The 14,603-nt window shown below is 55.9% G+C and carries 13 protein-coding genes; 11 read left to right on the top strand and 2 right to left on the bottom strand.

Annotated features, from left to right (window positions below):
• Nucleotides 1-158 precede the first annotated feature (158 nt).
• The 4 genes from ACYVGU_RS19090 to ACYVGU_RS19075 all read left to right on the top strand — a co-directional run bounded on the left by ACYVGU_RS19090 (nt 159) and on the right by ACYVGU_RS19075 (nt 5,462).
• A complete protein-coding gene (locus ACYVGU_RS19090; protein WP_460623351.1) occupies nt 159-809 on the top strand; it encodes a hypothetical protein in 651 nt (216 codons plus the stop codon).
• A 157-nt stretch (nt 810-966) separates the two neighbouring features.
• Nucleotides 967-2,613: a CTP synthase gene (locus ACYVGU_RS19085; RefSeq protein WP_460614241.1), complete on the top strand. Its 1,647-nt coding sequence runs from the start codon at nt 967-969 to the stop codon at nt 2,611-2,613.
• 236 nt (nt 2,614-2,849) lie between these two features.
• Nucleotides 2,850-4,763 (top strand): membrane protein insertase YidC, encoded by a 1,914-nt coding sequence (gene yidC, locus ACYVGU_RS19080; protein WP_460623350.1) that lies wholly within the window; start codon nt 2,850-2,852, stop codon nt 4,761-4,763.
• Nucleotides 4,764-4,931: 168 nt separating this feature from the next.
• Nucleotides 4,932-5,462 (top strand): DUF6438 domain-containing protein, encoded by a 531-nt coding sequence (locus ACYVGU_RS19075; protein WP_460623349.1) that lies wholly within the window; start codon nt 4,932-4,934, stop codon nt 5,460-5,462.
• Between the two features lie 118 nt (nt 5,463-5,580).
• Here ACYVGU_RS19075 and ACYVGU_RS19070 read toward each other — a convergent pair whose 3' ends face one another.
• A complete protein-coding gene (locus ACYVGU_RS19070) occupies nt 5,581-7,254 on the bottom strand; it encodes an ABC transporter substrate-binding protein (protein ID WP_460623348.1) in 1,674 nt (557 codons plus the stop codon).
• Between the two features lie 84 nt (nt 7,255-7,338).
• Between ACYVGU_RS19070 and ACYVGU_RS19065 the strand changes: the two genes are divergently transcribed.
• The 7 genes from ACYVGU_RS19065 to lepB all read left to right on the top strand — a co-directional run bounded on the left by ACYVGU_RS19065 (nt 7,339) and on the right by lepB (nt 13,702).
• Nucleotides 7,339-8,019, top strand: a complete 681-nt coding sequence (locus ACYVGU_RS19065; RefSeq protein WP_460614237.1) for an MBL fold metallo-hydrolase — start codon at nt 7,339-7,341, stop codon at nt 8,017-8,019.
• Nucleotides 8,020-8,115: 96 nt separating this feature from the next.
• Complete coding sequence (locus ACYVGU_RS19060) at nt 8,116-8,928, top strand: ParA family protein (RefSeq protein WP_460614236.1); 813 nt, start codon at nt 8,116-8,118, stop codon at nt 8,926-8,928.
• Nucleotides 8,929-9,262: 334 nt separating this feature from the next.
• The gene (locus ACYVGU_RS19055) at nt 9,263-10,219 is read left to right on the top strand and encodes a ParB/RepB/Spo0J family partition protein (protein WP_460623347.1); all 957 of its coding nucleotides are present in this window, start codon (nt 9,263-9,265) and stop codon (nt 10,217-10,219) included.
• 48 nt (nt 10,220-10,267) lie between these two features.
• Complete coding sequence (locus ACYVGU_RS19050; RefSeq protein ID WP_460623346.1) at nt 10,268-10,888, top strand: DUF5683 domain-containing protein; 621 nt, start codon at nt 10,268-10,270, stop codon at nt 10,886-10,888.
• Complete coding sequence (locus ACYVGU_RS19045; protein ID WP_460623345.1) at nt 10,885-11,526, top strand: DUF5683 domain-containing protein; 642 nt, start codon at nt 10,885-10,887, stop codon at nt 11,524-11,526. The genes ACYVGU_RS19050 and ACYVGU_RS19045 overlap by 4 nt, the downstream gene beginning before the upstream one ends.
• A 63-nt stretch (nt 11,527-11,589) precedes the next feature.
• Nucleotides 11,590-12,309 carry a 4-hydroxy-tetrahydrodipicolinate reductase gene (gene dapB, locus ACYVGU_RS19040; protein WP_460623344.1) on the top strand — a complete coding sequence of 240 codons (720 nt, stop codon included), beginning with the start codon at nt 11,590-11,592 and terminating at the stop codon, nt 12,307-12,309.
• A 181-nt stretch (nt 12,310-12,490) separates the two neighbouring features.
• On the top strand, nt 12,491-13,702 hold the full coding sequence (gene lepB / locus ACYVGU_RS19035; protein ID WP_460623343.1) for a S26 family signal peptidase: 1,212 nt from the start codon (nt 12,491-12,493) through the stop codon (nt 13,700-13,702).
• A gap of 153 nt (nt 13,703-13,855) precedes the next feature.
• Here the strand turns inward: lepB and ACYVGU_RS19030 are convergent, their stop codons facing one another.
• On the bottom strand, nt 13,856-14,521 hold the full coding sequence (locus tag ACYVGU_RS19030) for a uracil-DNA glycosylase (protein ID WP_460623342.1): 666 nt from the start codon (nt 14,519-14,521) through the stop codon (nt 13,856-13,858).
• Between the last annotated feature and the right edge of the window lie 82 nt (nt 14,522-14,603).

Here is a 14,603-nt window from a genome sequence, read left to right as displayed (position 1 = left end):
GGTTGTGGGGGCGCTGCTTGTTTATAGTTGCTTTTTAGCCTTGTTCCTGAGGCTTTCATCGGTATTCTGCGTAATTCTACCTGCCTCTAACCCTTTCTGGCGGCTTGCGGTGTAATTTTGAACATCGCCTGAGCGGCTATCTTATAACATAAGCACCTATGACGTCCCGCTACCTATTGCTGCTATCGGTATTGAGCCTGGGACTAGGGTCTTGTAAGTCTTCGGAAAAAGCCATCTTCCATGCTATTCGCTCCAACAACTCGGTGGAGCTAGGGCGCCTGCCCCGCCTGGAAGCCATTATTGAACCAGGGCCGCTGGCCGCCACCGATGGGGCCTTGCCCGATGATGCCAGCAAGGTATTTCGGCAGGAACTAGCATTCCACCTTGCCGAGCCGCAGCCCGACTCCAACACCTACGGCCATGCCCGGATGGTGGTAACGCAGGCCAAACTAGAGCGAACAGGGCGGTTTCTGCAGGGCTTCCAAATGCTGACTCTAATGACCCCCAGCCTACTGGGCCTGCCTCTGGAGTGGTACCGTACCAGCGTGAAAGCGGAGGTACAAATTCTGGATGCCAAAGGGAATCTACTAGCCTCCTACACGGGCACCGGACGCAGCAAAGTGCGCGTAGCTATGTACCACGGGTACTCCCAAACCGCCGCGCCGCGGGTTTCCGATGTGCAGGCCTTGCGCTTGGCCCTTGACCAGATTCGGCCCAAACTGAATGCGGCCTCTGACACGCTACGACGGGAGCTGATTAGCGCCGGCCCACTAGAAAAAAACACTAGCCAGTCGGCGGGCATGAACTAGTCCGCGTCTGGTTCAGCTTACCGCGGCTGGTTTTGTGGGGGCTTTATACTCAGGCAGTATAGGCCTCATAAAATCTTATTAGCGGGTCTTCTTACACTTAAAAAAACAAGTTGCAACCCTGCTCCGCCGGATATAACCTCTACCTTTGTTTCCCGTTATGCCAGACCGAACCCCCACCTCCGCGGCTGCCACTACGGCCAAATTTATTTTTGTAACGGGCGGCGTTACTTCCTCACTGGGCAAAGGCATTATCTCGGCCTCGCTGGCCAAGCTACTGCAGGCCCGGGGCTTCCGGGTGACCATCCAGAAGTTTGACCCCTACATCAACATTGACCCGGGCACGCTCAACCCCTACGAACACGGGGAGTGCTACGTAACCGACGACGGGGCCGAAACCGACCTCGACCTGGGCCACTACGAGCGGTTCCTGAACGTCCCGACGTCGCAGGCCAACAACGTTACCACGGGCCGCATCTACGACCACGTAATTCGGCAGGAACGTGAGGGCGCCTACCTCGGCAAAACGGTGCAAGTAGTACCGCACATCACCGACGAGATTAAGCGGCGCATGCTGCTGCTCGGCGAGACGGGCAACTATGATGTGGTCATCACTGAAATTGGCGGCTGCATTGGCGATATTGAGTCGTTACCATTTGTGGAGGCCGTGCGCCAGTTGCGTTGGGAGCTGCCCCCGAACGATTCGCTCGTAATTCACCTCACGCTGCTGCCGTACCTGAAGGCGGCCGGCGAGCTGAAAACCAAGCCTACCCAGCACTCTGTGCGCGACCTGCGCGAAGCCGGCCTGCAGCCCGACATTTTGGTGTGCCGCTCTGAGTACCCGATTCCAGCGGATATGCGCCGCAAAATTGCGCTGTTCTGCAACGTAAAAATCAACTCCGTTATCGAGTCCTTGGATGCGGACAGCATCTACTCGGTGCCGCTGCTGATGCTGAAAGAGCAGCTCGATGACCGGGTTATCAAGAAGCTGAAGCTGAGCGGAGGCGCGGTGCATCCGGATCTGGAAACATGGAAAGATTTCCTAGGTCGGCTGAAGAACCCAACCGAAGAAGTGACCATTGCGCTGGTAGGCAAATACGTAGAGCTGCCCGATGCTTACAAGTCTATCAACGAGTCGTTTGTGCACGCCGGCGCCCAGAACGAGTGCAAGGTAACTGTGCGCAGCATTCAGTCAGACCACATTAACGAGGACAACGTTGCGACGCTGCTGCACGGCGTAGACGGCGTGCTGGTGGCCCCTGGTTTTGGCGAGCGGGGCTTTGAGGGCAAGATTCTGGCGGTGAAGCACGTGCGCGAAAACAACATTCCGTTCTTCGGCATATGCCTGGGCATGCAGGTAGCGGTAGTGGAGTTTGCCCGCAACGTGCTCGGGTTGCCCGAAGCCTCGTCGACGGAAATGCACCCGCAGACACCGAACCCCGTCATTGCCATGATGGAGGAACAAAAGAATATTACTCAGAAAGGCGGTACCATGCGCCTGGGCTCCTATGCGTGTGAGCTCCGGAAGGGCTCGAAAGCAGCCAAAGCCTACGGCCGTAACCACATCAGTGAGCGCCACCGCCACCGCTACGAGTTCAACAACGAGTACCTGGAGCAGTATGAGGCAGCCGGCATGATTCCCTCGGGCCTTAACCCCGAAACTGGCCTAGTAGAAGTGGTAGAAATTGCCAACCACCCGTGGTTTGTGGCTGGCCAGTTTCACCCCGAGCTTAAAAGCACCGTTCAGAACCCACATCCGCTGTTTGTGCGCTTCGTGCGGGCGGCTATCCAGTTCCGGAAGGGCTAGCGCAGGTTCCGGCCCATAAAAAAGCGGTCATGCAGCATGCTGCATGACCGCTTTTTTATAGCAGTTATGGCCACGGCCCCGCACTATTTTGCCATTTCGCCTGACAAAAATGCCGGCGCGAAAAATATTCGCCTGACAAGTCCGACCTTTGCGGTAGTGTAGCCGGATTATTGACTACGGCTCAGCCCTGCATTGTACGTGCTGCACTACTTTTTTTTCCGTACTACCCTCTTCTAATGGACAGAAATTCAGCAATTGGCCTGTTTTTGATGGCAGCCTTGCTTCTGATTTACCTTCAGTTTGCGCCTAAGCCGAAACCGGAGCAGGCAGCCAGCCCCGCGAAAACCACCGCAGCCGCTGCCACGGCCTCTACTGCCGTCACGCCTGCGGCTCCTGATTCGGCGGCCTTAGCGAGCCAGCTTGGCTCGTTTGCTGCTGCGGCCCAAGGCACGGCCCAGACTACCCAGCTTCAGAACGAAAACCTGACCGTTACCTTCTCCTCGAAGGGTGGCCGCGTGGAGGCTGTACGCCTGAATAAATACAAGACGTTCCGGGGCTTGCCCCTCGACCTGCTGGACGCTCGCAGTGCCCAGATTGATACCCGTTTCCGCACGACCGATGGCCGCCAGGTGAAGCTGTCGGACCTGTATTTCCAGCCCTCGGCCGTACAGGCTGTTACGGTTGGCGATAAGCAGGGCCAGCGCCTGACGTTCTCGGCGCCCGTGGCCGGCGGCCAGATTGAGCAGAGCTACACGCTGCTGGCCAACAGCTTTGAAGTGGCATACGACCTGCGGATGGTGAACCTGAGCAACGCTGTAGCGCAGGAGCCCATCACCTTCACCTTCCTCGACCATGTGCGTCAGACGGAAAAGGAGGCCAAGCAGAACCGCAACCATACCACCATCAACCACTACCTCGTTTCCGGCGACTATGCGCAGGCCGAGGCCTCAGAAAAACCCGAGGAAATAAAGGTTGCTGAGCCCCTGAAGTGGGCGGCTCATAAGCACGACTTCTTTGTAGCCGGCATCATTGCGGATAACCAGTTCAGCAACGGCCAGTTCAACTCTACGGTTAATCTAGAAGATACCACCTTCATCAAAACGCTGAGCACCACGCTGACCATTCCGGCAGCCGATGTGCTGGGTGGCAAAGGTCAGTTCCGCTTTTACTTCGGCCCTAACTCTTACAGCATCCTGAAAGATGTGACGCCGGGCTTCGACCGCAACGTGTACCTAGGCTGGGGCCTGTTCCGCTGGGTAAACCAGTTCGTGATTCTGCCCGTGTTCCACTTCCTGGAGAACTTCATCAGCAACTACGGTATCATCATTGCGCTGCTGGTGGTGCTGATTAAGCTGGTTACCTGGCCCCTCACGTACAAAACGTACGAGTCGCAGGCACGCATGAAAGTGCTGAAGCCAGAGCTGGACGCCATTAAGGAAAAGTATCCTGATGACGCCATGAAGCAGCAGCAGGAGCAGATGAAGCTGTACCAGACCATGGGCGTGTCGCCGCTGAGCGGTTGCGTACCCACGCTGCTGACCATCCCGATTCTGTTCGCCATGTTCCAGTTCTTCCCCAACGCCATTGAGCTGCGGCAGGAGCACTTCCTGTGGGCGAATGACCTGAGCACCTACGACGACCTGATTAAGCTGCCGTTCAGCCTGCCCTTCCTCGGAAACCACATCAGCCTGTTCACGCTGCTGATGACGATTTCGACGCTGGCCATGACGTACCAGACCAACCAGACGAACCCTTCAGCCATGCAGGGCCCGATGAAGTTCTACAGCTACCTCATGCCGCTGGTGTTCTTCTTTGTGCTGAATGATTTCGCTGCCGGCCTTACGTGGTACTACCTCGTTTCGAACCTAGTAACCCTGGGCCAGCAAGCCCTGACGCGCCGCTTTGTGGATGACAACAAGGTGCGCGCCAAGCTGGAAGCCAACAAGGTGAAAAACAAAGACAAGAAGCCCGGCGGTTTCCAGGCACGCTTGGCCGAAGCCATGAAAACGGCTCAGGAGCGCGAAGTCCAGGACCGCAAAGGTGGCCGCTCCGCTGCTTCGGATAACACCAACGATGACACGGACTCGGAGCCCGGCACTGGCGCCTCTGATATTTCGCCGAAGCCGCCGCGCAAAACGCGCCGCTCGTAAGCTAGCATTCTAGTACCTTCAAACGCCCTGTTGCCCCTCCGGCAGCGGGGCGTTTGGGTTTAAAGTAATCAAGCACCTAGTGCGCAGGACTACCTTTAGGCTCATGCTGATTGCGTTTCGGCTTGGTTTTTGGCATTTACCGCTCAGCTTCTCCTAACCTCCCTGCATATGCAACTCCGTTGGTCTTCCTTTTTGCTCGTGTTCTTTCTGCTTGCCTGTTCAGCCGGGGCGCAGCAAGCGCCTAAAAACCAGAAAATGGTTAAGGCCAAAGTAAAAAGCAAGAAACCGAAACCCCTGACTGCCAAGCCAGCCGCTGCCACGCAGCCGGTTATTACGTTTGGCCGTACGCCTTGCCTAGGCCGTTGCCCCCACTTCACGGCCCGCATCTTCCCCGATGGCCGCGTGCAATATGAGGGATTTGAGCACGCACCGGTACAGGGCAAGCACGACGTAAAAATGCCGGTAGCCAGCATAGAGCGCATTTTGCGCGAGGCCGACAAAATCGGGTTTCGCAAGCTGAAAGCCGAGTATTCCAGCGGCGCCTCCGACATGCCATCCACTACCCTGAGTATTCGCTACCCCAACGGAACGACCAAAGCCGTGCGGGCCGAAGATGGCACGCCAGAGGCCTTGCAGCGCCTGTATACCCTAGTAAATACTGAAGTGGAAAAAGCTCTCGGTGTGTTGGCTGAACGGTAGTAGCAAGACATTAGGGCGGGAAAAGAGCTAAACCTCCCTCAATTACAAAAGCGCGGCGCATCTCTCGTATTGAGATGCGCCGCGCTTTTGTAATTGAGGACCAATTCTAGTGCTATTCTTACTCTTTCCGGACGCGCTCTAGCACTAGTTGGTTCATGGGGTTGGGCGTTAGGCCCTGAACATTGTTTTGGGTGAGGCGCACTACCTCATCATAATACACAGCAATAACTGGGCTTTCCTCCACTATCAGGCGGTCCATTTGCTGATAGAGGGCGTAGCGCTTTTCAGTGTTTTGCTCCAGCTTGGCCTGCTCGTAGAGGCGGTCATAAGCCGCGTTTTTGAAGTGCGTTTTATTGGGGCCCGCCGGCGCGAAGTTTTTGCTATAGAACAGGGCGAGGTAGTTTTCTGCGTCAGGATAGTCGCCGAGCCAGCTGCGGGTGAAAAAGGCAGCGCGTCCGTTGTCAATCAGCTCGCCATGGGCCGCGCCCTGGTTTACGTCAATATCTACCTGCACCCCAACTTCGGCCCATTTTTTCTGGTAGTACTCGCAGTACTCTTTGGTTTCGGCCACGGTGCTCAGGCGCAAGTGCAGCGGCTTGCCCGGGCCGTAGCCGGCTTCTTTGAGCAACTGTCGGGCTTTGTCGGGTTGATAGGTGTAGCCGGGCACCAGTTGCTGGCTGAAGGAAGGCAGCGAAGCCGGCACAAACCCTGAGCTGCCGGGCTTGCCCACATTATTCAGGAAGTACGCCAGAAACTCAGGCTTATTAAGCGCATAATTCAGGGCTTGGCGTACCCGTTTATCGCGGAGGGCGCGGCCGGTTTCGGCGTTGTCGCCGCGCAGGTTGGCGGGGTCCTGCTGCATCCCCAGATATTCAGTGTTCAGATACGGCACCTTCTGGAGCCGGAACTTGCCCCGGAAGTCCTCACGCACGGTGCCATCGGGGTACAGAATCAGGTCTCGGGAGCCGCTCCGGATGCCGCTCAGAAAGTCCAGCTTCCCCTGCATAAACGTCAGGAACTCGGTTTTGCGGTCCTGGACAAAGCTGATTTGCACGGCCTCCAGATACGGCAGCTGCTGGCCTTTTTCGTCTTTCTTCCAGTAGGTTGGGTTGCGGTGGTAGATGATGGCGTTGCCTTCATCCCACTCCTTAAACCGGAACGGCCCCGATCCCACCGGATGCTCCCGAAAATCTTTTCCGTATTTCTGCACCGCTTCCCTAGGCACCACATAGGCGTAAGGCATCGTCAGGATACCCAGAAAGGGAATGAAGGGCTCTTTCAAATGAATGCGCAAGGTGGTGTCATTTACCGCCACAAAGCAGGTATCCGACGGTTCGCCTTGGCTGTTTTCCAGCACCTTGCCTCGGAAAATCCAGCCGCCCGGGCTAGCCGTCGCCCCATCCAGCAGGCGCTTAAAACTATACACGAAGTCTTGCGCCGTCACGCGCCGGCCTTTGCCACCCGGAAACACCTCAGCATCATGAAAGAACACGTCGGGGCGCAGCGTAAATGTGTACTGGCGGCCATCGGGACTGATGGTGTAGCGGCGGGCTACGGAAGGCCCCGGCTTTAACTGATCATCCAGCTCCACTAGGCCATTATAGAGCTGCGTCACAGCCCAGGTATTGGCTTGATTACGGGCAAAAGCCGGATCCAAGGAAGTCAGGCTTTCGGGCTGGTTGTAGCGAAATACGCGGCGCGCATCGGTGGTAGTGGCAGGTTCAGAGCAGGCCGTGAGCAGGCAAGTCAGAAGCAAAGCAGAACCGGCGGCACAGCGCGAAAACGGGAGCATGGGAACGACGAAACAGTGTATATTTGCAAAGGTATCCCACATCCGGGGTTTGCAGCCACCACGCCGCATAACTGCCCACACTTTATGAACTTGACCTACTACGGCCACTCCTGCTTCCTCCTCGAGGCCGGCGGCAGCAACGTTCTTTTTGACCCGTTTATCCGCCCCAATCCGTTGGCTGCAGCCATTGACGTGGACAAAATTCAGGCGGATTATATTCTGCTTAGCCACGGCCACGCCGACCATGTAGCTGATGCTGAGGAAATTGGCAAGCGCACTGGCGCTGAGCTGCTAGGTATGGTGGAGGTACTAGGGTGGTTTGGGCAGAAAGGCCTGAAAGCTACTTATGCCATGAACCTAGGTGGCACCGTACAGCTGCCCTTCGGCTCCGTGAAAATGGTAGCAGCGGCGCACTCTAGCTCTATGCCCGATGGCTCGTACGGCGGGCTGGCGGCGGGTTTTGTGGTAGAGGCGGAAGGCAAAACCTTTTACTTTGCCGGCGACACCGCCCTGACTTACGACATGAAGTTGATTGGTGAGCGGCACCAGCTCGACTTTGCCATTTTACCAATCGGTGGCCACTTCACTATGGGCATCGATGACGCGCTGATTGCCGCCGACTGGACCGGCGCTTCTAAAATAATCGGGATGCACTTCGACTCCTTCCCGCCCATTACCATCAACCACGACGAAGTAAAAACCAAGGCTCAGCAGGCTGGTAAAGAGCTAGTGCTGCTGAACATTGGCGAAACGATTACCATATGAGTTTCCAGTTGTCAGTTGCCCGTTGCTTATTTAGTAGCTTAAATCGCAGCTTGCACCCACTGACAACCGGCAACTGACAACTCACAACTGACGAAAATGGGCAAAATCATTGCGGTAGCCAACCAGAAGGGCGGAGTGGGCAAAACCACTTCCTCGATCAACCTCGCAGCCTCGCTGGCCGCGCTGGAATATCGGACCCTGCTCGTGGACGCCGATCCGCAGGCCAACGCTACTTCCGGCGTGGGCTTCGACCCGAAGGATATTCAGAATAGCATTTATGAGTGCATGGTAGATGGCATTAATGCCCAGGATATCATCCTGCAAACTACCCTCCTGCCTCACCTCGACCTAATGCCTTCCCACATTGACTTAGTGGGCGCTGAGGTAGAGATGATTAACCTGCCTAACCGCGAAGAAAAAATGAAGGAGGCCCTGCGCCCCCTCGCCGAGCAGTACGATTTCATTATTATTGACTGCTCCCCTTCGCTAGGTCTGATTACAGTAAATGCCCTCACGGCTGCCCACTCGGTTATTATTCCGGTGCAGTGCGAGTACTTTGCCTTGGAAGGCTTGGGGAAACTACTCAACACCATCAAAATCATTCAGAGCCGCCTCAACGAGAACCTCGAAATTGAAGGCATTCTGCTCACGATGTACGATGTGCGCTTGCGCCTCAGCAACCAGGTAGTAGAAGAAGTAAAGCTGCACTTCCAGCAGTTGGTGTTCGATACCATCATTCCACGCAACGTGAAGCTGTCGGAGTCACCGAGCTTTGGCATTCCGGTTATTCTGCACGATGCTGACAGCAAGGGCAGCATCAGCTACCTCAACCTGGCCCGCGAAATCGTGGAAAAGAATGTGGAAGCCGCCGACGAGCCAGAACAGGCTACCGAGGATACGGCGGCGTAATCATCAGGTGGGATTTGGTCGAGAATATATCTTATAATCTCGACTGCCGAGTCACTTTCTTGGGACAAACGCACCACTTGGCAGACGTTGCCTCTTGCACACGAAATGCGTGGGCTACTCGCATAATTTGATGCTCGTACTCATCAAATAGTCACCATACAGACCCTATTATAAAAGTCGGCCAGCAGCTTAAGTTGCTGGCCGACTTTTCTTTTACTCCTATGTTCCACGTTATTTTTGGCGTGGAACAAAAATATCCGGGTCATCCCGGGCGTTTGTGTATTTTTGAATCCCGCTTTCGCCCCGTGCTATTGGGCGAGGGCTGATTGCAGGTATGTCAGAGAAAAACGAAGAGAAGAATATTCCGGCAGCAGCTTCTGCCCCAGCAAAGCGCAAAATTGGTGGTTTGGGCCGGGGCCTGAATGCCCTGATTGAAGGCAGCTACGAAAAGAAAAGCGAGCGGCTGGGCCTAGTTCCGCATCCGGTGAACTCGGTGGGCCTGATTCAGGTGGGCCACATCCAAGCCAACCCCTACCAGCCCCGCACGCACTTTGATCAAGCAGCGCTGCAGGAGCTAGCCGAAAGCATCCGGATTCAGGGCATTATCCAGCCCGTGACGGTACGCCAGATGGGCACCAACTCCTATCAGCTCATTAGTGGAGAACGGCGCTTACAGGCCTCTAAACTAGCCGGCCTCGATGCCATTCCGGCCTACATCCGGAAGGCTGATGACCAGCAGATGCTGGAAATGGCGCTGATCGAGAATATCCAGCGCGAAAACCTCAACGCCATTGAAATTGCCCTGAGCTACCAGCGCCTAGTAAGCGAGTGTAACCTCAAGCAAGAAGAACTCGGCGACCGGGTTGGCAAAAACCGCTCTACGGTAACTAATTACCTGCGTCTGCTCAAGCTCCCGCCCGATATTCAAATTGGCCTACGCGACAACGTTATCAGCATGGGCCACGCCCGCGCCCTAGTAAACGTAGAGGACACGGAGCAGCAGCTGAACCTGTTCCGCCGCATTGTAGATGAAGACCTTTCCGTGCGCCGCGTAGAGCAACTGGTACGCAATGGCGCCGGTGCTAGCCCAGAAACGGACAAGAAGCCTGCTCAGCCCGCCACGCCTGCCGTGCCGCCCGCTGAGCTGAAACGCGCCGAACGCCACCTTTCCGAACGATTTGGCAGCCGGGTGCTCGTGAAGCCTGGGCCACAGGGAAGAGGCGAAATCAAAATTGCCTTTGACTCCGTGGAAGACATGCAACGCATCCTCCACATCCTGCAACCAGCCTAACCAGACATGAAGGGCGGAACCTAGTTCCGCCCCTTTGTTTCTACTGCCATGTATTCCGCCCGCGCTTTTGCCTTGCTTGTGAGTCCGCTGTTGGTAGCGCTTCCGCTCAGTGGCAAAGCGCAGCAAATAGTGCCTACTCCAGACTCAACGAAGTACACCGAGCGGTTTTTGAGGCGCGCCCTCACACGGCCGCGTATAGCAATGGTACTAGCTCTTGCACTGCCAGGTGCCGGACAGGTGTACAACCGCACGTACTGGAAGCTGCCGATTGTGTATGGATTGCTGGGCGGAACCACTTATGGGTTGGTTCATTATCAGCGGCTTTATAAGGAATATGCTACCGGCAAGCGTGAGCTGCTAGAAGGCAGCTCCGTAAAGAACCTCAGCGGCTCTACCGTTCGGCTGGAGCTTACCAACCAAGGGGTGCTGGTTGGCTTAGACCGTTACCGCACGCAGCGGGATAGGTTTATCGGTTATACGGCCCTAGCGTACGGCATCACGGTGCTGGATGCGCTGGTAGATGCCCACTTGCATGACTTTGATGTCAATGATAATCTGACCCTGCATATGCGGCCTACTCTTCAACTGATTGCCACCGGAAGCGTAGCGCCTAGTATGCAATGGCAACTTCGAATAAAGGCGCCAGCCAAAACCACCCGTTGCTTATGACACCATCAAAGGCATTCCGTTTTTTTCGGCAGGGGCTTGGGATAGTGCTGCTGCTATTAAGCGTTTCAACCCATGCCCAAACGGTTACCACCGGTCCCGATTCGGCTCGGGTAGCCACTAGGTCATCGGCCGTGTCAGACTCACTTCGGCGTACGGAGCGGTTGTTTGGTATGCGCGTCACGCGGCCTCAGAAGGCTACATTACTAGCCTTGGTGTTGCCGGGAGCCGGCCAGATCTATAACCACCGCTACTGGAAATTACCGCTGGTGTATGGCGCGCTGGGTGGAACGGGCTACGTCTTGTTTTTCTACCAGAGTCGCTACAAGGAGTACGTACAAGGCAAAGAGCAGCTGTTGAAGGGGGTGCCACTAGCCGAACTTTCGGGTGAAAACGTGCGCAAGGAAACCAGCGCCGAAAATGTGCAGCGGGGCATTGTATTTTATCGCCGCAACCGCGACACCTATATTGCTTACACGGCTCTGGCCTATGGCATTACGGTGCTGGATGCACTGGTTGATGCCCACCTGCGCGACTTTGACATCAGCGACGACCTAGGGCTGCGCCTTGATCCGGCGTTGCTGCCCACCACTACGGCAGTGCCCCGCACGGGCCTGGCCGTTACATTATATTTCAAATAAACCGGCGGGGCTGCTTTTTCCGAACCCAACTCTCCCGCCGTTCTTTCTACCTAAACTTTCCTCATGAAGCTCCTGCTGATTGGCTACGGCAAAATGGGCCGGGCCATCGAAGCCCAGGCCATTGCCCGGGGCCACCAGATTGTCGGCATCGTCGACCCTAGCCGGCCCGATGTACGCATCTCCGATTTTACCGCTGCTGAAGCCGACGCCGCCATTGAGTTTACGCACCCTGATGCTGCTTTCCAGAACGTAACGGCTTGCCTGCGCCAGGGCATTCCGGTGGTGTGCGGCTCTACGGGCTGGCTTCACCATTTCCCCGAAGCCCAAGCTCTAAGCCAGCAAACCGGCACTCCGCTGTTCTATGCCTCCAACTACAGTGTGGGCGTAAACCTGTTCTTTCACTTCAATGAGTACATCGCCGCCAAAATGCACCAGTTTGGCGGGTACGATGTGCAGGTTCGGGAAATCCATCATACCCAGAAGGTTGACCAGCCCAGCGGCACCGCCATTACGGCCGCCGAAGGAATCCTGCGTCATTTCCCAGCCAAAACTACGTGGCGCAACGAGGCTACGGAAGCAGCCGGGGAACTGGCCATTCTCTCGGAGCGCGAAGGCGCCGTGGTGGGTACTCACATTGTCACGTATTCCTCCCCGGCCGATACCATTGAGCTGAAGCACGAAGCACACACCCGCGACGGATTTGTGCAAGGCGCGTTGCTGGCAGCAGAGTGGTTGCCGGGCCGCCAAGGCGTGTTTGGGATGAACGACTTGCTCGGGCTTTAAGCTCGGCAAGGGGGTAGTAAACCGGCGCTTCTGGCGTGCTGGCGGTGCCCTAGGGCCAACTACAGTAGTACGACCCTACTATTTCATCTTACTTCACGCATTATTTCGCATCTTCCGGCGTTCAAACCGGAAAGGAGCTGGCGTGTGCCGGCTGCTCGTTTTTTCTGGCCTCTGACTCATTATGGCAGTACAATCCTGGGAGAAATACCTCGAAAAGAATAAGTCGACGCCGCCCGCTACCCCCAACGGGGCACCGAAGAAGCGTAAAAGCGCCGCTCGTGAGTGGGGCGACGCCATTCTGTTTGCGGTAGTTGCCGCTACCCTTATCCGTTGGGCCACCTTCGAGGCATACACCATCCCGACGCCGTCCATGGAGCACTCCCTGCTGGTCGGCGACTATTTGTTTGTAAGCAAGCTTCACTATGGCCCGCGCACACCGCAAACCCCACTGCAGGTGCCGCTTACGCACCAAACTATTTGGGGCACTAGCCTTAAGAGCTACTCCGAGCTGATTCAGTTGCCGAGCTACCGCCTGCCGGGCTTCTCGGAAATAAAAAACAACGATGTGGTGGTGTTCAATGTGCCTTTTGAGGCGGAGCACCCCGCTGACCTGCGGACGAACTACATCAAGCGCTGCATTGCCATTGCCGGCGACGTGCTCGAAATCAAGCAAGGCCAGGTGTTCATCAACGGCAAGCCCGCCAAGAACTACCCGGAAATGCAGAGCAGCTACTTTATGCAGGTGCCCCAGCCCAACGACGACCTGAACGACGCTTTCAAGCGCTTTGGCGTGTGGGAACAAAGCACGCCCGACGGGCTGCCGTATCCGATGATGACTGCTCAGTATGGGCAGGGCTACGAGGTGCACATGACGCAGGCGGCGTATGAGTACTTCAAGCAGCAGCCTTACGTAAAGGGCATTGTGGATCTAAAAACGCCTATCGGTCAGCCGGAGCGCCAGCAGGTGTTCCCCAACAACCCCGACTCGCCGTACAGCCAAACACTAGCCTCTCCGCCCTTCCCAACCTGGAACAAGGATAACTACGGCCCGCTCCAAATTCCGAAAGAAGGCCAGACGGTGCAGCTTACGCCCCAGAACTCGCCGCAATACCAGAAAATCATTCTGCGCTATGAGCACAACGAGGGTATGAGCGTGGCTGATAATGGCCAGATTTTGCAGAACGGAAAGCCACTGCAGAGCTACACGTTCAAGCAGAACTACTACTTCATGATGGGCGACAACCGCCACAACTCTCTTGACTCGCGTTTCTGGGGTTTTGTACCCGAAGACCACATCGTGGGCAAAGCCGTGCTCATCTGGCTGTCCGTTGACCCGAATGCTACGTTCGCCAACAAAATCCGCTGGAACCGCCTGTTTAACTTGGTTGACTAAGCTAGCGTGTTACCGTGGGTTTGCCTGCTTTGGCTACCTAGTAAATCCAGCGCATGCAAAAGGCCTTTCTCCTAGGAGAAAGGCCTTTTGCATTTTGAACAGCATCAGCCAAATCACTGAATCCGTGTAATCCGTTTCAATCAGTGATTTAATTTACCACTGAATGGGCGCTTCGCCGTGCTGTTCGAGGTAGGCGTTGGTTTGACTGAACGGACGGGAGCCAAAAAAGCCGCGGTCCGCAGCGTACGGAGAGGGGTGCGCTGCTTTCAGGACTAGGTGTTTACGGGTGTCAATTACCTCGCCCTTCTTTTGAGCGTACGCGCCCCACAAAATGAACACAACGTTCTCCTTGAGGTCTGAAATCTGCTGAATAACGGCATCCGTAAACTGCTCCCAACCTTTCTTCTGGTGGCTACCTGGGTCGCCGGCCCGAACGGTAAGCGTTGCGTTGAGCAGTAGCACTCCTTGTTGCGCCCATCGGTCGAGGTTGCCGTTCGGAGCGGGCGGCGTACCGGGCAAGTCGCTCTGCAGTTCCTTGAAAATATTTTGTAGTGAAGGCGGCGTACGCACCCCATCGGCCACCGAGAAACTAAGTCCATGCGCCTGACCCTTACCATGATAGGGGTCTTGACCAAGAATCACTACCTTAACTTTATCGAAGGGGCAAGCATCGAAGGCGTGAAAAATTTGCGAGCCGCCCGGATATACCGTAGCCGTAGCGTATTCGCCTTTTATGAAGGCAATCAGGTGTTGGAAGTACGGTTTTTCAAACTCGGGAGCTAGTACCTTGCGCCAGCTTTCTTCTATCTTTACAGACATACAGGAGAGGATTATTTTTTCAGTTTGGTAGGCCATTGTGTGCTCCGGCTGCGTAGATAAACCAAATCCCGCATACGGCTGT

The sequence above is a fragment of the Hymenobacter tenuis genome, from assembly GCF_054780495.1.
This window is presented reverse-complemented; position numbering and strand designations above follow the sequence as displayed.